Source organism: Verrucosispora sp. CNZ293 (assembly GCF_002754655.1).
This window is the reverse complement of the sequence record NZ_PEFR01000001.1, coordinates 1722436-1744276: the sequence shown is the minus strand read 5'-3', so window position 1 is coordinate 1744276 and position 21841 is coordinate 1722436. Positions and strand designations below refer to the sequence as shown.

20 protein-coding genes are annotated in these 21841 nt (G+C 72.1%); 12 read left to right on the top strand and 8 right to left on the bottom strand.

Annotated features, from left to right (window positions below):
- Positions 1 to 19 precede the first annotated feature (19 nt).
- From CLT74_RS08055 to CLT74_RS31200, 11 genes are all read left to right on the top strand, one after another.
- Complete coding sequence (locus CLT74_RS08055) at positions 20 to 802, top strand: ATP-binding cassette domain-containing protein (protein WP_099845979.1); 783 nt, start codon at positions 20 to 22, stop codon at positions 800 to 802.
- Entirely contained in the window at positions 802 to 1521 is a 720-nt protein-coding gene (locus tag CLT74_RS08050; RefSeq protein WP_099845978.1) for an ABC transporter ATP-binding protein, read from the top strand. Before CLT74_RS08055 ends, CLT74_RS08050 begins: the two co-directional genes overlap by 1 nt.
- Before the next feature lie 14 nt (positions 1522 to 1535).
- Positions 1536 to 2414, top strand: a complete 879-nt coding sequence (locus CLT74_RS08045) for a branched-chain amino acid ABC transporter permease (protein ID WP_099845977.1) — start codon at positions 1536 to 1538, stop codon at positions 2412 to 2414.
- Complete coding sequence (locus CLT74_RS08040) at positions 2411 to 3517, top strand: branched-chain amino acid ABC transporter permease (RefSeq protein WP_486582139.1); 1107 nt, start codon at positions 2411 to 2413, stop codon at positions 3515 to 3517. Before CLT74_RS08045 ends, CLT74_RS08040 begins: the two co-directional genes overlap by 4 nt.
- A 64-nt stretch (positions 3518 to 3581) precedes the next feature.
- On the top strand, positions 3582 to 4862 hold the full coding sequence (locus CLT74_RS08035; RefSeq protein ID WP_099845976.1) for an ABC transporter substrate-binding protein: 1281 nt from the start codon (positions 3582 to 3584) through the stop codon (positions 4860 to 4862).
- 196 nt (positions 4863 to 5058) lie between these two features.
- Complete coding sequence (locus tag CLT74_RS08030) at positions 5059 to 5670, top strand: TetR family transcriptional regulator (protein WP_099845975.1); 612 nt, start codon at positions 5059 to 5061, stop codon at positions 5668 to 5670.
- Between the two features lie 90 nt (positions 5671 to 5760).
- Positions 5761 to 8655 (top strand): helix-turn-helix transcriptional regulator, encoded by a 2895-nt coding sequence (locus CLT74_RS08025; RefSeq protein ID WP_486582138.1) that lies wholly within the window; start codon positions 5761 to 5763, stop codon positions 8653 to 8655.
- Between the two features lie 182 nt (positions 8656 to 8837).
- Positions 8838 to 9809, top strand: coding sequence for an ABC transporter substrate-binding protein (locus CLT74_RS08020; protein WP_099845973.1), 972 nt, complete (start codon positions 8838 to 8840; stop codon positions 9807 to 9809).
- Positions 9810 to 9875: 66 nt separating this feature from the next.
- Positions 9876 to 10676, top strand: a complete 801-nt coding sequence (locus tag CLT74_RS08015) for an ABC transporter permease (RefSeq protein ID WP_486582137.1) — start codon at positions 9876 to 9878, stop codon at positions 10674 to 10676.
- Entirely contained in the window at positions 10673 to 11497 is an 825-nt protein-coding gene (locus CLT74_RS08010; RefSeq protein ID WP_099845972.1) for an ABC transporter permease, read from the top strand. Before CLT74_RS08015 ends, CLT74_RS08010 begins: the two co-directional genes overlap by 4 nt.
- Positions 11490 to 13214 carry an ATP-binding cassette domain-containing protein gene (locus CLT74_RS31200; protein ID WP_486582136.1) on the top strand — a complete coding sequence of 575 codons (1725 nt, stop codon included), beginning with the start codon at positions 11490 to 11492 and terminating at the stop codon, positions 13212 to 13214. The genes CLT74_RS08010 and CLT74_RS31200 overlap by 8 nt, the downstream gene beginning before the upstream one ends.
- A 48-nt stretch (positions 13215 to 13262) precedes the next feature.
- Here the strand turns inward: CLT74_RS31200 and CLT74_RS07995 are convergent, their stop codons facing one another.
- From CLT74_RS07995 to CLT74_RS07980, 4 genes are all read right to left on the bottom strand, one after another.
- Positions 13263 to 14786 carry an acyl-CoA synthetase gene (locus CLT74_RS07995; RefSeq protein ID WP_099845970.1) on the bottom strand — a complete coding sequence of 508 codons (1524 nt, stop codon included), beginning with the start codon at positions 14784 to 14786 and terminating at the stop codon, positions 13263 to 13265.
- A gap of 82 nt (positions 14787 to 14868) precedes the next feature.
- A complete protein-coding gene (locus CLT74_RS07990; protein WP_099845969.1) occupies positions 14869 to 15321 on the bottom strand; it encodes a MaoC family dehydratase in 453 nt (150 codons plus the stop codon).
- 16 nt (positions 15322 to 15337) lie between these two features.
- Positions 15338 to 16219 carry an amidohydrolase family protein gene (locus CLT74_RS07985; RefSeq protein ID WP_099845968.1) on the bottom strand — a complete coding sequence of 294 codons (882 nt, stop codon included), beginning with the start codon at positions 16217 to 16219 and terminating at the stop codon, positions 15338 to 15340.
- Between the two features lie 23 nt (positions 16220 to 16242).
- Entirely contained in the window at positions 16243 to 17169 is a 927-nt protein-coding gene (locus CLT74_RS07980) for an SDR family oxidoreductase (protein ID WP_099851552.1), read from the bottom strand.
- A gap of 83 nt (positions 17170 to 17252) precedes the next feature.
- Between CLT74_RS07980 and CLT74_RS07975 the strand changes: the two genes are divergently transcribed.
- On the top strand, positions 17253 to 17714 hold the full coding sequence (locus tag CLT74_RS07975; protein WP_099845967.1) for a MarR family transcriptional regulator: 462 nt from the start codon (positions 17253 to 17255) through the stop codon (positions 17712 to 17714).
- Between the two features lie 53 nt (positions 17715 to 17767).
- Here CLT74_RS07975 and CLT74_RS07970 read toward each other — a convergent pair whose 3' ends face one another.
- From CLT74_RS07970 to CLT74_RS31195, 4 genes are all read right to left on the bottom strand, one after another.
- Positions 17768 to 19918, bottom strand: a complete 2151-nt coding sequence (locus tag CLT74_RS07970) for a DUF6351 family protein (protein WP_143697110.1) — start codon at positions 19916 to 19918, stop codon at positions 17768 to 17770.
- 166 nt (positions 19919 to 20084) lie between these two features.
- Positions 20085 to 20966, bottom strand: a complete 882-nt coding sequence (locus tag CLT74_RS07965) for a PaaX family transcriptional regulator C-terminal domain-containing protein (RefSeq protein ID WP_099845965.1) — start codon at positions 20964 to 20966, stop codon at positions 20085 to 20087.
- 100 nt (positions 20967 to 21066) lie between these two features.
- A complete protein-coding gene (locus CLT74_RS07960; protein WP_486582134.1) occupies positions 21067 to 21570 on the bottom strand; it encodes an IclR family transcriptional regulator in 504 nt (167 codons plus the stop codon).
- The gene (locus tag CLT74_RS31195; protein ID WP_486582133.1) at positions 21549 to 21839 is read right to left on the bottom strand and encodes a helix-turn-helix domain-containing protein; all 291 of its coding nucleotides are present in this window, start codon (positions 21837 to 21839) and stop codon (positions 21549 to 21551) included. Before CLT74_RS31195 ends, CLT74_RS07960 begins: the two co-directional genes overlap by 22 nt.
- Between the last annotated feature and the right edge of the window lie 2 nt (positions 21840 to 21841).

Sequence of the window (21841 nt, the reverse complement as noted above, 5' to 3'; positions counted from 1 at the left end):
CGAGGCGAGGGGTGGGCTGATGGCGGACGGTCTCGCACTGGACCAGGTCGGCGTCCGCTTCGGCGGCCTCACCGCCCTCGACGACGTCTCGCTCGAGGTCGGGCCGGGTGAGGTGGTCGGGGTGATCGGCCCCAACGGGGCCGGCAAGACCACCCTGTTCAACGTCGTGTGCGGCTTCGTCACCGCGCACACCGGCACGCTGACCCTCGACGGCCGGCCCTTCCGACCACTACCGCACCGGCTGACCCGGTTGGGCATCGCCCGGACGTTGCAGGGCACCGGCCTGTTCGCCGGGCTCACCGTGCTGGAGAACGTGATGGCCGGCGCCACCCACACCGCCCGTACCGGCCTGGTGCCGGCCCTGCTCGGGCTGCCCCGCAGCGACCGCGACGAGCGCCGGCTGCGCGAGCAGGCCCGCGCCGTCCTGGCCGACCTGGGCATCGACGCGTACGCCGACGCCGCGCCGGACACCCTCCCGTTCGCGGTACGCCAGCGGGTCGCGCTGGCCCGCGCCCTGGCCGCCCGCCCCCGGCTGCTGCTGCTCGACGAGCCGGCCGGCGGCCTCGGCGTCGACGACGTGGACACCCTCGCCGAGTTGATCCGGCAGCTGCCGCACCGGGCCACCGACCCCTGCGCGGTGCTGCTCGTGGAACACCACATGGACCTGGTCATGGCGGTCTGTGACCGGATCGTGGTGCTCGACTTCGGGCGGGTCGTCGCCACCGGGCCGCCGGAGGCGGTCCGTGAGGATCCGGCAGTGGTGGACGCCTACCTCGGTGCCGCAGTCGACGAGGCCGCGTAGTGGGCGGCGACCTGCTCACCGCCGAAGCCCTGGCCGCCGGCTACGGACCGGTGCCGGTGCTGCACGACGTGGACCTGCGGGTGCCCACCGGCACCATCGCCGCCGTCATCGGGGCCAACGGCGCCGGCAAGACCACCCTGTTGCGCGCCCTGTCGGGCATGCTGCGCCCGACCGCCGGCCGGATCGTCTTCGACGGCCGCGACCTGCGCGGCACCCCGGTCGAGCAGCTCGTCCGGCGCGGCGTGGCGCACGTGCCGGAGGGGCGCGGCGTGATCGGCGAACTCACCGTGGCGGAGAACCTGCGCCTCGGCGCGCTGTGGCGGCGGGACCGGGCCGCAGCCGCCAGCGCCCTCGACGAGGTCTACCAGCTGTTCGAGCCGCTGGCCCGGCGTCGACGTCACCTCGGCCACCAGCTCTCCGGCGGCGAGCGGCAGATGCTGGCGCTCGGCCGGGCCCTGGTCAGCCGGCCCCGCCTGCTGCTGTTGGACGAACCGTCGCTCGGTCTGGCGCCACGGGTGGTGGCCCAGACCATGGCGCTGCTGCGCCAACTGCGCGACGACACCGGGCTGACCGTGCTGCTCGTCGAGCAGAACGTGCGCAGCGCCCTGGCCGTCGCCGACCAGGGCATCGTGATGTCGCTCGGCCGGGTCGTCCTGGCCGCCCCGGCGGCCCGGCTGCGCGACGACGCCGACCTACGCCACGCCTACCTCGGATTCTGAACGCAAGGAGGACCGTGGACCGCTTCCTCTTCCTCACCCTCGACGGACTGTCGAGGGGCGCGGTCTACGCCGCGTTCGCCCTCGCCCTGGTGCTGATCTGGCGGGCCGGTCGGATCGTCAACTTCGCCCAGGGCGCGATGGCGGTGGCCGCCGCGTACGTCGCGTACAGCGTCACCGCCGTGACCGGGTCGTACTGGCTCGGCTTCGGCGCGGCGTTGCTCGCCGGGCTGCTGCTCGGCGCGGTCGTCGACGTCGCGGTGATGCGGCTTGTGGACCACCGGTCACCGCTCAACCCGGTGATCGTCGCGCTCGGGCTGGTCCTGCTGATCCAGGCGGTCCTCGGCATGGTGTACGGCAACGAGTACCTACCCGCCCGCACGCCGTTCAGCCGGAGCGCGCTGACGATCGGCGGCACGCCGGTGCTGTCCCCGTACGACCTGTTCGTCTTCGCCACCGTCGGAGTGGTCGGCGCGGCCCTCGTCTGGATCTTCACCCGGACCGCGATCGGGCTGCGGATGCGCGCCGCGGCGTTCGCACCCGAGGTGTCCCGGCTGCTCGGGGTGAACGTCGGCGGCATGCTCACCCTCGGCTGGGCGTTGGCCTCGGGTGTCGGGACGCTGGCCGGGATGCTTGTCATCCCCACCGAGCTGGGTCTGCATCCGCACGCGATGGACCTGGTCTTCGTCTCCGCGTTCACCGCCGCGGTGCTCGGCGGGCTGGACAGTCCGCCCGGGGCGGTCGTCGGTGGTCTGGGGGTCGGCCTGCTGCTGTCCTATGTGAGCGGCTACGCCGGCGGCGACCTCATCCCGCTCGCGGTGCTCGCCCTGCTGCTGACGGTGCTGCTGCTGCGCCCCGGCGGGCTGTTCGCCCCGGTCACCGCGAGGCGGGTGTGAGCGCCACCCGGGCGTCGGCGCCGCCCGCCCGGCCCGCCGTCGTCGAGTCCACCGGCCCCCGGTGGTCGCTGCCGACCCTGGTGCGTCACCTCGCGGTCGCGGTCGGCGTTGCGCTGCTGGTGCTGATGGCCAGCTACCAGCTCGACTCGTTCCGCAACTTCCAACTGGCCACGGTGGCGGCCTACCTCTGCGCCACCGCCGGGCTGACCGTCCTCACCGGGCTCTGCGGCCAGCTCTCGCTGGGGCACGGTGCGCTGATGGCCACCGGCGCGTACACCCTCGCGTTGGTGCAGAACGCCTTCGCCGAGCGGGGTCTCACCGCCGGCGGCTTGCTCGTCGTGTCCCTGGTAATGGCCGTACTGGCCACTGTCGTCGTCGGCGCGGTCGTCGGGGTCGCCGCCGCCCGGCTGCGCGGTCCGTACCTGGCCGGTCTCACCCTGGCGGTGGCGGTGGTGGTGCCGGCGCTGACCGTCACCTTCGACGGCGTCTTCAACGGTGAGCAGGGCCTGGCGGTGCCGGTGGCGCCCGCCCCGGCCGGGCTGGGCAGCTATTTCCCGCACGAGCGGTGGCAGCTCTGGGTGGCCACCGCGGCGACCCTGCTCTGCCTGGTGCTGCTGGCGAACCTGGTCCGCAGCAGGTACGGCCGCTCCTTCCGAGCGGTACGCGACGACGAGGTCGCCGCCGGCCTGGCCGGGATCCACGTGGCGCGTACCCAGGTCATCGCCTTCGTGATCAGCGCGGGCAGCGCCGGCCTCGGCGGGGCCCTGCTGGCGGTGCTCGCGCAGAGCGTGTCACCCGGCGCGTTCGGTCTGACGTTGTCGCTGTTCCTGCTGATGGCTGTGGTCATCGGCGGTCTCGGTCGACTCGCCGGGGCGGTCTGGGGTGCCTTCCTGCTGGTCGCCCTGCCCGACCTGACGCACTCGCTGACGAACCTGTTCACCCTCTCGCCGGCGGCGGCGCAACGGCTGGAGGGCAACCTGCCGCTGGCGATCTTCGGCAGCACGTTGATCGCAGTCATGATCGTCGCGCCTGGCGGCGTTCAGGGGCTGCTGTCCCGGCTGACCCGGGCGTTGCGCGCCCGCTGGCCGGCCGGGCGGTCGTGACCGTTCCACCCGCTCACCCAACCACCCATCTCGCACAACCGGACCGATGAAAGGTCGGTGTCCCATGCGAACCACGGCACGGCGCGGTCTCGTGATCGCCACCACCCTCACCCTGCTGCTCAGCTCCACCGCCTGCGGCTCCGACGACGGTCCCGGATCGGGAGCGCCGGTGCCCGGCGTCACCGACACGGAGATCATCGTCGGCACCCACATGCCGCTTACCGGTCCGGCGTCCGCCGGCTACTCGAAGATCGCCCCGGCGACGAAGGCGTACTTCGACTACGTCAACGCCAACGGCGGCGTGCACGGCCGCACCATCACCTACAAGATCATGGACGACGGCTACAACCCCGCCACCACCCAACAGGTCGTCCGTCAGCTCGTGTTGCAGGACAAGGTCTTCGCCATCCTCAACGGGCTCGGCACGCCGACCCACACCGGGGTGCTGGACTTCCTGCACACCAACCGGGTGCCCGACCTCTTCGTCGCCTCCGGCAGCCGCAACTGGGACCAGCCCGACCGCTACCCGAACACCTTCGGCTTCAACCCCGACTACACGGTCGAGGGCAAGATCCTGGCGAACCACGTGAAGACCGCCCTGCCCGGCCGCAAGGTCTGCTTCCTCGGGCAGGACGACGACTTCGGCCGGGACGCGCTGGCCGGCGTGGAGAAGGTGCTCGGCGCCGACGGCGTGACCGACCGCCAGACGTACGTCACCAGCAACACGAACGTCGCGCCGCAGATCGGGGCGTTCAAGGCCGCCGGGTGCGAGGTGGTCATCCTCGCCACCGTGCCCGGCTTCACCGCCCTGTCCGTCGGCACCGCCGCCCGCCTGGACTTCCGGCCGCAGTGGGTGGTGTCGAACGTGGGCGCCGACCACCCGACCCTGTCCCGGCAGCTCGGCGACGCCGCAGGTCTGCTGGAGGGCATGGTCGGCCTGAACTACCTGCCGATGCAGGGTGACAGCGACGATCCGTGGATCCAGCTGTTCACCAAGGTCAACACGGAACACAACGGCGGCGCGGAGTTCGACGGCAACACCGTCTACGGGATGGCTGTGGGCTACCTGTTCGTGCAGGTGCTGCTGGCCGCCGGCAAGGACCTCACCCGCGAGTCGCTTGTCGAGGCTGTCCGTAAGGGCGGCTACCAGGGGCCCGGCGTGGCGCCGTTGCGGTTCTCCGGCACCGACCACTCCGGCTACGGCGGTGGCCGGCTGAGCCGGGTCGAGGGCGGCGAGCAGCGCTACTTCGGCCCGACCTACGAGACCGACGAGGCCGACGGGCCCGTCAACGAGTACACCGCCCCGCCGGTGCCGCCGCCCGCGAACGGCATGCCGAGCGCCTGATCCGCTCGCCCGGTGCGCACCGCCCGGACCCGGACCCCGGGCGGTGCGCACCGGCGAGGTGCGCCCACCCTCGCCGGCCCGCCGCGACCCGCAGCGGCCCGGGGCCCGCTCGACGAGGCTCGGCCGGCAGGGTCTCAGCAGACGCCTAGACTCGGCTCGCATGAACGCGACGCCAGGGGTGAGGGGGACGGCGGGGATGGTAAGTGCCGAGGCGGCCGGTCGGGTCGACGGGCGCACCGCCCGGGCCGAGCGCACCCGGGCGGCGATCGTCGAGGCACATCTCGCGCTCATCTCCGAGGGTGACCTGCGCCCGACAGGTGAGCGCATCGCCGAGCGGGCCGGCATCTCCCTGCGGACGCTCTGGACCAACTTCAAGGACATGGAGACGCTCTTCGAGGCCAGTGGCGCGGAGCTGCTGCGCCAGCAGGACGCCGCGTGGCGGCCGATCCCGCCCGGGTTGCCGTTGGCGAAGCGGGTCGACGCGTTCTGCCGGCAGCGGGCGAAACTGCTGCAACTGATCGCGCCCTCGGCTCGGGCAGCGCAGATGCGCGAACCGGTCTCCGCGCAGTTGCGGCGCAACCGGCTCAAGCACATCGCCCGGGTACGCGACGAGGTCGAGCAACTGTTCGCCGAGGAGCTGGACCGCGCGGGGACGGCGCGGGAACAGCTGGTCAACGCCGTGGTGGCGGCGAGCACCTGGCCGGCGTGGTCGACCCTGCGCGACGGACTCGGGTTGGGCGTCGACGCCGCCCGGGCGGTGATGGCCCGCACCGTCGGCGCGCTGCTGGCCGAGCCGGTCGACAGCTGACCCACGCCGCTGTCGGCGGCTGCCCCACATTCACCCCTTCTCAAGTGCCTGCGGGTAGGCGAGACTCGATGCATGATTAATGCATCTACAGTGCAAATATCTGTGCTACGGGGCCGGCAGGCGGAGTGCCGGGAGATCCGAACCCTGCTCGCCGCACCGGCCGGCCGAGCGCTGCTGCTGCACGGCGAGCCCGGTTCCGGGCGCAGCGCGCTGCTGGCGTACGCCCACCGGCACGGTCGGGGTCGCCGACTGCTCGCCGCCGCCGGCCTGCCCGACGAGGCGGTGCTGCCCTACGCCGGGCTGCAACGGCTGCTCGATCCGGTGCTCGACCGCACCGGTGCGCTGCCCGAAAGGCAACGACAGGTGCTGCGCCGGGCGGTGACCGGCGAGGGCTGCCGCGACCAGGACCAGCTCGTGCTCTCCCACGCCGTACTCGGGCTGTTCGCCGAGGCCGCCCACGACGGCCCGCTGTTGTGCACCATGGACGACCTCGACGCGGGTGACGCCCCGACGGCGCGGTTGCTGACCTTCGTGGCCCGCCGGTTGCCGCACCTGCCCGTCGTCCTGCTGCTCACCGCCGGCAGCAGCGGCGCGGCGGACGCCGTACCCGGTCGTCGGTTGCTGCCGCTCGACGAGCCGGACAGCCGTGCCCTGCTGACCGCTCGCCGCCCGGGGCCGCCACCCCCCGGGCCGGTGCTGGCCGCCCTGAGCGCCCTCGCCGCCGGGAACCCGCAGGCGCTTGTCGACCTCGCGGACTCGCTGACACCCGGCCAGTGGCACGGCACGGAACCGCTGCCCACGACCCCGCCGGCCGACGGCGACCTGGGCCGGTCGTACCGGAGCATGCTGTCCCGCCTGCCCGGCGACACGCGGCGCGCGCTGCTGCTGGCCGCGCTCGCCGCGACCGCTCCCGTCACGCCGACTCCGGCCGGCCCGGGACACGTGGCGGATCCGTACACCCCGGCCGGCCCGGGTCACGCGGCGGATCCGGTCACCCTCGGTCGGGCGCTGCGGGCGGCCGGCAGCAGCGTCGCGGCGCTCGCACCGGCCGAGGCCGCCGGCCTGCTCCAGCTCACGGCCCCGGGTGGCGCGGTCTTTCCCCGGCCCCTGGCCCGCGCCATGGTCGAGGCGACCGCCTCCCTCGCCGCGCGCCGCGAGGCGCATCTGCTGCTCGCCGCCGCCCTCGACGGCACCGGGGCCCGGTTACGTCGGGCGCTGCACCTGGCCGCCGCGACCGACGGTCCGGACCCGGCGCTGGCTACCGAATTGGCGGACGCGGTGGGCGACCCGGTGGACCGGTCCGCCGCCGCTACGGCGTTGGCCCGGGCCGCCGAACTCAGCGACGCCCCGGAGCTCGCCGCCAGCCGGCAGGTCACCGCTGCCCGCTACGCCTGGCAGGCGGGGGACCCCGACCGGGCCCGCGCGTTGCTGCACCGCGTCGCGGTCCCGCTGCCCGGTCCTGCCGGTACCCGGCGCTACGGAGCGCCACCAGCCCCGGTCGCCCTCGGCACCGACACCGGAGCCGCAGGCGACCGGACGGTGGCAGCCACCACCTGCGGTCTCGCCGAACTGTTGCGCGGGGAGATGCGACTGCGCTGCGACTCGGCGTCCGCCGCGCTGTCGACCCTGCTGGCCGCCGCGACCGCGCTGGCCGAGGTCGACCGTGAGTCGGCACTCGTCGCACTGGTGCGAGCCGGCGAGGCCGCCTGTTTCTCCGGCGACCAGTACCGCTACGCCGAGGTGGCCCGTCGGATGGCGGCCCTTCGCCGCGACGGCGATCCGCCGTGGGCGGACCTGCTGACCACCCTGGTCGCCGGGGTCGCCGCCACGCTGCGCGGCGAGCACGCCCACGCGGGCCCGCTGCTGCGCCGGGCGGTGGTGCTCGGCGGGCGGCTGACCGGTGCCGCACAGACCCCCACCGCGTTGAGCGGCGCGGCCGTGGCCGGCCTGCTGGTGGCGGTGGACGCCGCGGCGTACCGGCTGGCCGACCGCGCCGTCGAACTGTCGGCCGAGCACGGCGAGGTGTCCCTGCTGCCGAGGGCGCTCGAACTACGCGCGATGAGTGAGTACTGGCTGGGCCGGCACGACGCCGCGACGAAGAGCTGTCGGGAAGGACTGCGGGTGGCCCGGGCCGCCGGTCAGCACACCAGCGGCGGCGTACACCTCGGCTTGCTGGCCATGCTCGCGGCGGTGCGGGCCGATCGCGACGCCGCTCTGGGGCACGTCGCCGCGCTGGGTGACGCGGTCGTGCCGGGCAGCCGGCCGCACGCCCTCGCCCAGTGGGCCCTCGCGTTGCTGGACCTGGTCGACGCGAGGTACGCCGACGCCGCGGACCGGCTGGTCGCGCTGGCCCGCCCCGGCACCGGGCGGGGCCAGGTCCTCGTCCAGGTGATGGCCACGCCCCACCTGGTCGAGGCCGCCGCCCACGACGGTCGGCACGCCCGGGCCCGGGCGGCGCTCGCCGTCTTCGACCGCTGGGCCGGCAGTACCGCCAGCCCGCTGCGCCGAGCGCTGTCGGCGCGCTGCCACGCGTTGCTGGCCCCGCGCGGCAGCGCCGAGGCCGAACACCAGTTCCGGCTGGCGCTGTCCCTGCACCCGTCCGACGCCGCGACCTTCGAACGGGCGCGTACCGAGCTGCTCTTCGGTCGGGAGCTGCGCCACGCCCGCCGCCCCCGTGAGGCCCGCGGTCACCTGCACCGGGCCCGGCAGACCTTCACCGTGCTCGGTGCCGAGGTGTGGGCGCGGCAGGCCACCGTTGAGCTGCGCGCGGCGGGGGAGTCCGTCGGTACGCCGGACCCGCACGCCGTAGGGCTGCTCACCGGTCAGCAACTGCGCATCGCCCACCTGGTCGCCGCCGGCGCCACCAACCGGGAGGTGGCCACGCAGATGTTCCTGTCCACCCGGACCGTCGACCACCATCTGCGCAACATCTACCACCGGCTCGGCATCCGCTCCCGTACCGAACTGGTCCGCGCGTTGGGGTGACGTGGCCAAATCGATATTCAACCGATCCATGACGGGCGTCAGAATTTCTTGACATTCGAAGGTCGGTGGCTAACGATGGCCAAACGGCCGGGTGATCTCACTCACATCGAACCCGCCGTTGGTCCCCAGGCACCTGTCGGTGTTGACGCACCTACCACCCCCGCCCAGGAAGGGCCTTGTCGATGAAGAAGGTATTCACGCTCGGGCTGATAGCCGGTCTCGCGGTCGCGCTCGCCGGATGTACGGACTCGGATGCCACCCCCTCGGGAGAGAACAGCGGCGAACTGCGCCAGGTCCGGGTCGCTGCCCTGCCCATCACCGAGACCGCCGCGTTGTGGGGCGGCATGAAGGCCGGCATCTTCGAGAAGCACGGACTCGCAGTCGAGGTGCTGCCCGCGCAGGGCGGCGCCCAGGCCATCCCCGCCCTCATCAACGGCGACATCGACTTCGCCATCGGTCAGCCGTTCGGCCCGTTCCGGGCCGACCTGCAGGACCTCGGCGTCGTGATGATCGGCAACTACGCGTCGTCCTACGCCGAGGGCGACGACATCAACGCCGTGGTGGCCTCGGCCAAGTCGGGCATCACCAGGCCGGCGGAGCTCGCCGGCAAGCGGGTGGCGGTCAACAGCCTGGGGGCGGCCGGCGATGTGACGATCATGGCCGCGGTGGAGAAGGACGGTGGTGACCCCACCACCATCAAGTTCGTCGAGGTCGCCTTCCCCGACGTCCCGGCACAGCTCGAAGCCGACAACATCGACGCCGCCTGGGTGCCGGAGCCCTTCGTCACCCAGCTGCGCAGCCGTGGCGACACCTTCATCGTGGCGCCCTACCAGGCGGTCGCGCCCGGGCTCGCGACGCTCACCACCATCGCGACGAAGGCCAAGATGGACTCCGACGCCGAGCTGATCGCCGACTTCACGGCGGCGATGAAGGAAACGCTCCTGTGGGCCCAGGACTCCGCGAACGAGGCGGCCGTCCGGCAGGCGATCAAGGACAACCTGGAACTCCCGGAGCCGGTCGCGGACTCGGTGAAGCTGCCGCGGTTCGGTTGGGAGCTGGACCGGGCGAGCCTGGAGTCGCTGGCCACGCTCGCCGGCAAGTACAAGGTGCTCGATCAGCAGCCCAACTTCGACCGCCTCATCCAGCAGCAGTAACCGGCGCGGTCCCGCCCTTCCCGGTGACCGGCCGGGAAGGGCGTCGCCGCCGAACACGGGAGCAACATGCACGTCTTCTCCACCCGGCGTCCCCGTTCGCTGCGGAAGGTGATGCTGGGCGTTGCCGGGCTGACCGGGTTCCTCGTCGTCTGGCAGCTGGTTCCGACCCTGGGCCTGATCAACTCGCAGTACCTGCCGTACGTCACCGACGTCCTCGCCCGGCTCGCCGAGGAGTCCCGCGACCTCGCCTTCTGGCGCCGGCTCGGACACACCATGACCTCGTGGGCGATCGGGCTGGCCGTGGCCACCGCCGCCGCCGTCGTCCTCGGCACGATCGTCGGCCTGGTGCCCTTCCTGCGCCGCGCCACCCACACGGTGGTGGAGTTCCTGCGGCCCATTCCGTCGGTGGCGCTGATTCCCCTCGCCGTGCTGCTGTTCGGCATCCAGATGCAGGCCGCCCTGCTCATCATCATCTACGCGTCGTTCTGGCAGGTGTTCGTGCAGGTGATCTACGGCGTCGCCGACGTCGACGCGGTCGCCCGGGACACCGCCCGCAGCTTCGGACTCACCCGCCGCGAGCGGCTGTCGTACCTGGTGCTGCCGACGGCCCTGCCGTACCTCATGACGGGCGTCAGGCTCGCCGCCGCCGTCGCGCTCATCCTCGCCATCACCGCCGAGATGGTGATCGGCAATCCCGGTCTGGGTCGGATGATCGAGCTGTCCCGCTCCGCCGGTGACTCCGTCGGGCTGTACGCCTTCGTGGTGGTCACCGGGCTGCTCGGGCTCCTGGTGAACATCGTCTTCCGCTTCATCGAGCGGCGTTCGTTGTCGTGGCACCAGTCCGTACGCGGGGAGGAGGTCCTGTGAGCGCGCACACCGACCGGATCGTCAAGCGGTCGCGAGGGCGTGGCCTCGGGTACCGCGTCGCCGCGGGCTTCCTCTACTCGCTCGGGCTGCCCTTCCTGCTGCTGGTGATCTGGGGACTGGCGTCGTCCTCGTCGACGAGCCGGTTCTTTCCCGGCCCCCTCACCATCCTCGAAGCCTTCCGGGAGACCTGGATCGGTCCCGCGTTCGTCGACGACGTGCTGCCGAGCCTCTACCGGCTCGCCCTCGGCATCGCGGCCTCGATCGTGATCGGCATCGCCGCCGGTACGCTCATCGGCCTGTTCCGGCCGTTGCGCGAACTGCTCGAACCGTTGCTGGAGTTCTTCCGGGCCATCCCCCCGCCGGTGCTGATCCCGGTGGTGATGCTGCTGCTCGGCATCACCGACACGATGAAGGTGGTCGTCATCGTCTCCGGCGCGGTCTGGCCGATCCTGCTGAACACGATCGACGGTGTCCGAGCCACCGACAGCGTGATGTCCGAGACCGCCGACTCGTTCCAGATCACCTGGTGGGAGCGGCTCCGGTTCCTCGTGCTCCCGGCGGCCAGCCCCCGGATCATGACCGGGATCCGGCAGGGTCTCTCGGTCGCGCTGATCCTGATGGTCATCTCGGAGATGTTCGCCTCGTCCGCCGGACTGGGCTACCGGATCGCCTACTTCCAACGCAACTACCTCATCGCCGAGATGTGGAGCGGCATTCTCCTGCTCGGCCTCGTCGGCGTTCTCCTCGCCGCGACCTTCGGTGTCGTCGAGCGACGGGTGCTGCGCTGGTACCACGGAATCAGGGAGGTCAATCGTGCCTGACCGGAGCACCCTGCTGCGGGTGGAGCACCTGCGCAAGGTCTACGAGTCCGCGAACGGCGACGTCGAGGCGATCGGGGACATCAGCTTCACCATGCGGTCCGGTGAACTGGTCTGCATCGTGGGGCCCTCGGGCTGCGGCAAGACGACCCTGTTGAAATGCCTTGCCGGCCTGCTCCGGCCGACGAGTGGCCTGGTCGAGATGGACGGGCAGCCGGTGACCGGTCCGAGCCCCGCGATGGCCGTGGTCTTCCAGGAGTACGGCCGCAGCCTCTACCCGTGGCTGACCGTCCGGGGCAACGTCGAGCTGCCGCTGCGCCACAAGCGGCTGTCCCGCCAGGAACGCGACAAGCTCGTCACCGACGCCATCGAGGCGGTCGGGCTGGCGCACGCGGCCCGTAGTCACCCCTGGCAGCTCTCGGGCGGCATGCAGCAGCGGGTGGCGATCGCGCGGGCCATCGCGTACCAACCTGAGGTGCTGATCATGGACGAGCCGTTCGCCGCGGTCGACGCGCAGACCCGCGCGGACCTGGAGGACCTCGTCCGCGAGCTGCACCGGACGCGCAAGATTTCGGTTCTCTTCGTTACCCACGACATCGACGAGTCGGTTTACCTGGGGAACGGGTCCTGGTGTTGTCGGCTTCGCCGACCTGGGTGCAGGAGGATCTCGCGGTCGACCTTCCGCCGGAGCGGGATCAGATCACCACCCGGGCGCTACCGCGCTTCACCGAGCTGCGTACGCATGTCTACGACCAGATCCAGCGTGCGAAGCGTGGGCAGGCCGTCGCCCCGTGACCTGTGGGTTCGCTCGAGAGGGAAAACGGTGCGCAGTCGTCAGCCGAAGCAGCTGCTGCTCGCGTTCTTTGGCGAGCATGTCGTCGACGATGCTCCAGGGCCGATCCGCGCCAGCGTCCTGATCGGGGTGCTCGAAGGTGCCGGTGTCGCCGCACCGGCGACCCGGGCGACCCTCGACCGGCTGGTGCAGACCGGCATGCTCGACCGCAGCAAGAGCGGCCGGGAGATCCAGTTCTCGCTGACCGAGCACGGGGTGGCGGTGTTGCGGGAGGCCACCGAACGGGTTCGAGGCCCGCGTCCGTTCGATCCGCAGGGCACCGGCTGGACCCTCGTCACGTTCACCATCCCCGAGGGGCAACGGACCCTGCGCCACCGGTTGCGTTCCACCCTCACCTGGGAGGGTTTCGCGCCGCTGCGGGACGGTCTCTGGTTGGCACCGGGCGAGGTCGACCTCGCCGGGTCACTGGAGCCGCTGTGCCGGGACCTGCCCCCCAAGACGGTGATCGCCTTCCACGCCCGGGAACTCGCCGGGTTTCCGATCGCCGACAGTGTCCGCGCGGCGTGGGACATCGAGGCGATCCGGCGCGAGCACCTGGCGTTCATCGAGGTGTGGGACGACCCCGGCGCCGCGACGCAGGCACCGAGCGCGCTCACCGTGCGGACGATGCTGGTGGCCGACTGGCTCGCCTTGCTGCGCGCGGACCCGAGACTGCCGCGCGAGTTCATGGACGCCCGGTGGCCGGCCGGGCGGTCAACTCAGGTGTACCGGCGGATGCACGAGCGGCTGGCCGCGGCGTCCGCCGAGGAGTTCGCCGCCCTCATGACCGGTGGCGCCGGTGCGACGCCGAGGAACGGTGGCGGTGCCGCCGTACGGGCCGGGCGGCGACCCGGCAAGTCGGAGGCGGATCTGGACCGCGCCTCCTGAGCCGTGCCCGGACGGGCCCGGCCCGCGCGGGCGAGCCCGGTCGGCGGGCTAACCGCCGTACCGGTTGCGTAGGTCGGCCTTGCGCACCTTGCCCGAGGCGGTACGCGGTAGCTCGTCGACGACGACCACGTTCTTGGGCAGCTTGTAGCGGGCGACCCGGCCGTCCAGGAACTGCCGCACGGTGTCGACGTCGACGGTGACACCCTTGCGGACCGTCAGGATGGCCCACGGCACCTCGCCCCACCGCGCGTCGGGTACGCCGATGACCGCCGCCCCCGTCACCCCGTCGATCTCGCCGAGCAGGACCTCGATCTCGGCCGGGTAGATGTTCTCGCCCCCCGAGATGATCATGTCTTTGAGTCGGCCCGAGATGTAGAGGTAGCCGTCGGCGTCCAGGTATCCCAGGTCGCCCGAGCGGAACCAGCCGTCCGGGGTGAACGCCTCGTCCGTCGCCTCCGGCAACAGGTGGTAGCCGGGGAAGAGGTTCGGGCCGCTGATCTGGATCTCACCGATGCCGCCGTCGGCGATCGGCTCGCCGTTTTCGTCGGCGATCCGCACGCTCGTGAAGAAGTGGGGGAGTCCCACGCTGCCCTGCTTGGCGCGGGTCATCGCGGGCGGCAACGACGTCGCGCCCGGCGACGCCTCGGTCATGCCGTAGCCCTGCGAGAACGACAGGCCGCGTTCCTCGTAGGCGTTGAGAATCCGGGTGGGTACCGCCGAACCGCCGCAGGTGAGCTTGCTCAGCGTCGACAGGTCGGTGCTGGCCCAGTCCGGATGGTCGGCCATCAACTGGTAGGTGGTCGGCACGCCGCTGAGCATGGTGACGCCGTGCCGCTGGATCTGGGCGAGCGCGCGGCCCGGCTCGAAGCCCTTCTCCAGCACGAGCGTGGCGCCCTTGAGGATGACCGGCAGCGCGCCCATGCCGAGGGACGCGACGTGGAACAACGGGGAGATCATCAGCGCCACGTCGGTCGAGACGACGTCGTAGTCGACGACGCAGTTGAGCGCGACCCAGGTGAGGTTGGCGTGGGTCAGCACCGCGCCCTTGGCCCGGCCGGTCGTACCCGAGGTGTAGATGATCGCGGCCGGGTCGTCCATGCCCACCTCGGCGGCGGCAGCGTCGTCCACGGCGGTCGTGCTCAGCAGGCGGGCCAGCCCCGGATGGTCGGTCGTGCCCGCCCCGGTGACCACGACGCGGGGCGACTCCCCGGTGCGGGCGGCGGCCACCCGCTCGCCGAACTCGGGATCGTGGATCAGCACCCGCGCGCCGCAGTCGGTGAGCACGTGGGCCACCTCGGGCGGCGCCAGCCGGGTGTTGACCGGCACGAAGACGGCACCCAGCCGGGCCGCGCCGAACATCACCTGGAGGAAGTCCGGGCTGTTCTCGCCCAGGTACGCCACCGCGTCGCCCTTGCCGACACCGAGTTGCCGCAGCAGCGCGGCGAACCGGTCGGCGGCGTCGGCGAACTGGCGGTACGTCACGCTGTCGCCCTCGCCGTGCACGAGAGCGACCTTGTCGGGGGACTTGAGTCGGCGCTTGGCCAGCCAGGCACCGATTCCCTGTTCGTGCATCAGCGTCTCCCGGTGGTGGAGGATGGTGCGTCGATGCGTGCCCGGTCTGCCGATGTGTCCGGCCCCGGTGCGTCGGCGGCCGTCAGGCGTAGAAGCGGTACAGGCCGCGTGCCACCACTGCGGGCTTGGTGCCGCCGTCGATCTCGATCGTCTGGTCGACGGCGATCTGGTAGCCGCCGGCCACCGCGACGACCTCGGCCACGGTCGCGGTCATGCGGACCCGCGAGCCGACAGTGACGGGAGCCGGGAAACGCACCTTGTCGAGGCCGTAGTTGACCTTCGTGGTGACACCCTTCACGTCGAGCAGCTCGGTCCAGAAGGGCACCGCCAGGGAGAGGGTGAGGAAGCCGTGCGCGATGGGCGCGCCGAACGGCCCGTTCTTCGCCCGCTCGGGGTCGACGTGGATCCACTGGTGGTCGTCGGTGGCGTCGGCGAAGAGGTTCACCTGGTCCTGGGTGACCGTCCGGTAGTCGGTGTAACCGAGGTCGGTGCCGGCAAGGTCGGCGAGCTGTTCGTAGGTGATCGTGGTCGTCATGAGCTTCCTCTCGTCGTCAGCTGGACAGGCGCAACAGCCGGACGGCGTTGTCCTTCAGGATGCCGGGGAGCACCTCGGGCTTGAGGTCGGTGCCGCGCACGTCCCGGAGCCACCGCTCGGGGGTGAGCAGCGGATAGTCGGTGCCGAACAACACCCGGCGCTTGAGCAGCGAGTTCGCGTAGCGCACCAGCTCGGCCGGGAAGTACTTCGGGCTCCAGCCGGACAGGTCGATCCAGGTGTTGGGCTTGTGGGTGGCCACCGACAGCGCCTCGTCCTGCCACGGCACCGACGGGTGGGCCATGATGATCTGAAGCTCCGGGAACTCGGCCGCGACGGGATCGAGCAGCATCGGGTTCGACAGGCCGAGCCGGAAGCCGTAGCCCCCCGGCATCCCGGCACCGATCCCGGTCTGCCCGGTGTGGAACAACGCCGGCACGCCTGCCTTCTCCAGCAGGCCCCACAGCGGCGCGTACTGCTCGTCGCTGGGATCGAAGCCCTGCACCGTGGGATGGAACTTGAAGCCGCGTACGCCCTCGTCCTCGATCAGCCGGGTGGCGAGGTCGAGCGCCGCCGCCCCGGTGCGCGGGTCGACGGAGCCGAAGGGAATCAGGACGTCGGCGTGCTCGGACGCGGCGCGGGCGATCTCCACGCTCGACAGCGGCTGGTGCGCCAGTTGGGTGCGGGCGTCCACGGTGAACACCACCGCCGCCATCTGGCGTTCCCGGTAGTACTGCGCCACCGCCTCGATCGCCGGGCGCGGTCCGTCGGCCTTGAAGTACTTCGACACCGCCGCCACCAGATCGTCGGGCAGCGAGTTGTGGCCGTGCTCGTCGACCTCGATGTGCACGTGCATGTCGATGGCGGTGACGACGTCGAGGTCGATGGCGGGTTGGTACATGGTGGGAACTTTCGTCCGGCGGGTCAGGAGGCGGCGGTCTTGAACTCCTCGGGGAGGTCCGGGAACCGCTCGCCGACGCTCTGCGTCGCACCGGCGAAAGTCGCCGGCCCGGCTTCGAGCAGGGCGTCGTACGTCCAGCCGCCCTCGCGGTAGGCGGTGAGGGCCGCCTCCGGGTGGGTCCAGACCTGGAGCCGGTCGCCGCCGATCCCGATCACCTGCCCGGTGATGCCGCCGGCCGCCTCGGAGCCGAGGAAGGCGATGAGCCCGGCCACGTCGTCGGCCGTGCCGAAGCCGAGATCGTGCCGGAAGAACGCCGGCATCGGCTCGCCCTTGTCGGCCGCCTGCACGGCGGCGGCGAAGTAGGGGATGGTCGCGGTCATGGCGGTCGCGGCCACCGGCACCACCGTGTTCGCGGTGATGCCGGCGCGCTTGAGCTCCAGCGCCCAGGTGCGCGTCATGCCGACGATGCCCGCCTTGGCGGCGGCGTAGTTGGTCTGACCGAAGTTGCCGCGCTGGCCGGTGGGGGAGCCGATGCAGATGATGCGCCCGCCCTCGCCGGCCGCCCGCATGTGCTGCACCGCCGCGCGCACGGTGGTGAAGGTGCCGCGCAGGTGCACGTTGATGACGGTGTCGAAGTCCTCGTCGGTCATCTTCCACAGCACGGTGTCGCGCAGGACACCGGCGTTGGTGACCAGGATGTCGAGTCGACCGAAGGTCTCGACAGCGGTGGCGACAAGCTGCTCGGCGGTCTCGGTCAGGCCGACCGGAGCGACAACCGCGGCGGCCCGGCCGCCCAGCGCCTGGATCGACGCGACGGCGTCGGCAGTGGTCTGCGCGTCGACGTCGTTCACCACCACGGCGGCGCCCTGTCGGGCGAGCTCCTGCGCGTACGCGAGGCCGAGACCGCGTCCGGACCCGGTGACGATGGCGACCTTGCCGTCCAGGGACATGGAGAACTCCTTCGTGTCCACCCGATCTGAGCACGGACCATTGAAAATGTCAATCATTGGTGAAACTTGCTACCATCACGGTCATGGCCTCTAAGACCCGGCTGCCGGGGCGGGACGCCCTGCGGGACAGCGTGCTCGGCGGTGACCTGGTCTTTCTGCTGGCCCGCGCCAACGCCCTCACGCTCGCGGCGGCAAACGCCGCCCTCGCCGAGCACGGGCTCAAGGCGCGGTCCTACTCCGTGCTCGCGCTTGCCGCCGACGGGGCCCGACCCACGCAGCGGGAGCTTGCCGAGTTCCTCCGCCTCGACCCGAGCCAGGTCGTCGCGCTCGTCGACGGCCTCGAACAGCGTCAGTTGGTGGAGCGCCGCACCGACCCCGCCGACCGGCGGGCAAACGTCCTCGTCGCGACCGACGCCGGTCGGGACCTCTTCGCCCGCGCCCAGAAGGCCGCCCGCGCCGTGGAGCGGGGCCTGCTGGCCCCGGTGACCCCCGAGGAGCACGAGCGGCTGGCCGGTCTGCTGCGGTTGCTCGCGTTTCCCGACTGAGCGTGGTCGGGGAGGCTCGCCCGTGGCGAGCCTCCCCGACCAGGTGCTGCCCGTCAGAAACGGATCCAGGTGCCGGCGAGCCGACGCTGGCCGACGCCCGGCTTCGACCAGTCACAGACGCCGCCGGGGAAGACCGCTCGCAACCGCTGCCACTGCTCGGCGGTGAAGTCCACCCCGTACAGCGATTTCCGCAGCGGCTGGAGCTGGCACTTGAGCACCGCCGACGTGGTGGGTCCGCCCGCGACCACCCGGGGATTGCGGTGGTACGGGTAGAGCTGGTTGCACCGGGCCTGCGGATCGAGGGTCAGCCGCTCCACGATCCGCTCCCCGTCGGGCGTGACGCAGCTGTCGGCCACGCCGCGCGGTCGCGACAGTCGGGTGAGCGCGACGGCGTCGAGGTGCGGACGGGCCGCCGCGAGCCTGCCGCGCGCGGTCAGCCAGGCGTCCATGTCGGTGAGCGCCTGCTCCTGGATCGCCGCGCTCGTCGCTCCCGGCGGGCCGGTCACGCTCACGTGGTTGTCAGCGTTGCCGTTGGCCCGCACCAGCCGCTCCCGCATCGTCCAGGAGCGGAACCGGTCGTGGAAGTCGCCGGTGGGATCGGTGTATCCCCGCGTCTCGATGATCGGGGTCCAGCGCAGCCCGCCGTCGAACTGGTTGACCCGGCCCGTGGCGTACGCCGTGCTGAGCGCCGCGACGTTCGCCGAGGTGCGCTGCGGGGTGCGGTTGCCCTCCACGTCCAGGCCGCCGATGCCCTCGTTGAGCCGGACGAACTGCTCCGGGCTGAGCACGCCCGCCTTGAGCGTCGCCAGGCCGTACTGCACGCCGACGGTGTCCGGGATGATCGGCCGGCCGGCACCGGTCCGCTTGTCGACGCCGTACACGTTCGACACGAAGTCCGCCATGGCGCAGCGGATGCCCTCCGGGTTGGTGTCCGGGTGGTAACGCCGGTCGGCGGGGATGTGGGCGGGGCAGGCGGTCGGCCAGTCCACACTGTCGAAGAACTGGTAACCGAAGCAGGTGTTCGGGCTGCCGAAGCCGCTGACGGCGCTCTGCTGGGCCGCCGACAGCCCAGCGGCGGCGGCCGCCTGGGAGATGAACCGGCACTCGTGGCCGGAGATGGTGGTGGAGCGCTCGTCGGGGTAGCCGATGCTGCCGATGACGCCGTCCAGGATGCCGGGGTACGCGTTCGAGATCAGCAACTGCTGCATGGTGCCGGCCGATCCGCCCCACCCCATGGTGAAGGCCGGTACGCCGAGCGTCTCGATGAAGTGTTCCTTGACCATCATGGCCGTCTCGGCGGAGGTGACGTCGTTGCAGTTGTGCGCGTACACGTTGAATGTCGCGCTGGCCACCGCGTACCCGCGCCGCAGCAGCGTGTCGTCGACGACGCCGCCGGTGCTGGTGGCCTGGGTGTGGCCGATGCCGCAGGCGCCGCCGAAGGTGTAGACCAGCCGTTCGTTCCAGCCACGGGTGCTCGTCCACGGGCTCGGGGCCGGCGTGCCCGGCTGGTGCAGCATGGCGATCTCGTACACCGCCCGGTTGATGGTGCCGCGTTCGATCCGCACCACGTACGGGACGGTCCGGCCGGCAGTGGTGGTGGTGCTGGCCACGTCCGCCGGTAGCGGACCGTCGGGCAGGTCGACGAAGCTGCCGGCGGTGCTGCGGTAGCGGTAGCTGACCTGGGGCTCGGCGACGTGGCAGTTCTCGTCGACCGGGCCCAGATGCCACGGGCTGCCCGAGGCGGTGCAGAAGAGTGGGATGTGCGGCCCGGAGAAGACCGGGCCGGCGGCCGGATGGTTGACAAGCGTCAGCGTGGCGCCGGGTCGGCCCCAGCCCGGCCCGTGCGCGCGGACCTCGATCCGGTTGCGGCCCAGCTTCAACCGGTCCACCAGGCCGAGCAGGGTCCGCTTGTCGCCGGCCGGGCGGAAACGACCTGTCACGTCACGGCCGTCGAGGCGGACCTTGACCCGATGGGGTGCGACGGTGCGCGGCACGGTGACCCGCACCAGGGCGTCGCCGCCGCTGACCATGTCCGCGCGGCCGGACACGACCGCCACGTCGAAGCCACTGTGGCTGCCCCTGCCGGCCACGGTGGCCGCGCCGGCCGGTGCGGAGCTGCCGACAAGTGCGGTGGCGACGAGCGCGGTCAACGCCACCCGGAGGGGTCGGTGCCGGGCGCTCCTCCTCGAACGGTGGGTGGGCATGGCAGGACCCCTTTCAGCCGGGGACGGGCGGCTGGGCCTCCGGGGCCGGAGGCACGGAGAAAACGTAATGCGAAAACTGACCGGCAGTCAATGGAAGTGCAATGCATCAATGCCACGAGGTGGCCCTGGGCCGGGCTCGGCACGGATGTGCGGCGGGCCGGTGCGGTCAGACCGGTTCGAGCCGCTGGACGAGGTCCTCGAAGCGTTTCTGGGCCAGCGGCGCCAGCGCCTCGGAGATGCTCAGGAACATCGCCCGCGCCTCGGCGCGCGGAAACGACCGGGGCAGGAACTCGGCGGGCAGGTCAGGGTCGGCGCCGACAAGCGCCCGCCAGTCGCTGACCAGCCGGGTACGCGCGACGAGCGCCTCCGCCGGCAGCACCCCACCGGCTGCGGCACGACCCGCCAGATCGCGGTAACGGTGCAGGAAGTCCCGGTAGCCGGCGGCCACCTCGTCGATCCGCCAGGCGGCCTCCAGCCGCGCCCGGCCGGCCGGCAGCAGCTCCAGCTCGGTGGACCGCAGGATCACCGCGTCGGTGACCCCGAGTTCGCTTAGCTGCTCCCGTGCCTCGTGGCGCCGGTCGTGCGGCGTCACCCAGGTCGCGTCGTACAACGGCCAGAACGTCAACCAACGCAACCGAGCCCGGATCAGGCGACGCTGGTTCGCGTCCTCCATCGGCACCGTGAACGCGATGAGCGTCCAACTGCCGTCCCAGCCACTCTCGTCGGTGGTGGCGAAGATGCGCCGCGCTCCGCGCTGGAGGATGTGCCAGGCCGGCTCGGTCAACCGGTAACTGGTCCGCCGGCCCTCCTTGGTCCGCTGGAGCATGCCCCGCTGGGTCAGCCGGGCGAGCGTGGCACGGGCGTTCGCGGGCGCGATGCCGAACTCCGCGAGGACCGCCACCAGGCCCCCGGACGGCAGTGGTGAACGACCGGCGTGCCAGTGGTCGCCGAGCAGGGTCACCAGCAGACGCTGGGCCCGGGCCCGCCCGACCGCCGCCCGCTCCGACGACGACCCCGGCGGCAACCGTTCGCCCAGACCGTCGCTCATCACGACGACGCCCCGGTGGTGGTTCCGTCGGTGCGGGTCTGGCCAGAGCGCATCAACACCCGGACACGTTACTGCGCCAGGTGACGGGGCGGTACCAGCCTCAGCCGGCCGACCGCCGGGATCCGTACGACGTGCCGAGCGACCGGGAGATGGTCCGGCCGGCCGCCTGGACCAGCGGTGCCAGCGCCACCGGGTCCGCCCGGTGCTGGGCGACCACCAGTGAGATCGCGGCGACCACCGCGCCCTCGGGTCCGCAGATCGGCGCGGCGACCGAGAGAGCGTCCATGGTGACCTGCCTGTCGCTGACGGCGTACCCGGTGCGGCGCACCTCGGCCAGAGCACGGCGCAGCCGTCCGGGGTCGGTGACGGTCAGCGGGGTGTACCGCTCCAGCGGCGCGGCCAGCACCTGCTCCTGGATCTCGGCCGGCGCGTACGCCAGCAGCACCAGCCCGACGCCGGTGGCGTGCAACGCAAAGCGGCCACCGACCCGGGTGAGCACCGGCACCGCGTGCCGCCCGGCGATGCGTTCGATGAAGACGAGTTCGACGTCCTGCCGGACGGCGAGCTGGACGTTCTCGTGGGTCACCTCGTAGAGGTCCTCCATCGTCGGCAGCGCCAGTTCGCGCAGCCCGAGCCCCCGGGGGCGAGGGAACCGACCTCCCACAGCCGCAACCCGATCCGGTACCGCCCGTCGTCGCCCCGCTCCAGCGCACCCCAGGCGAGCAGCTCGGCGACCCGCCGGGAGGCGGTGGGCAGCGGCAGGTCGGCCCGGCGGGCCAGCTCGCTGAGGGTCAGCGCCGGACCGGCCGGGGTGAACGCGTCGAGCAGGGCCAGCACCTTGCTGGTGACCGACCGTCCGGGTTGCGCGTCCACCC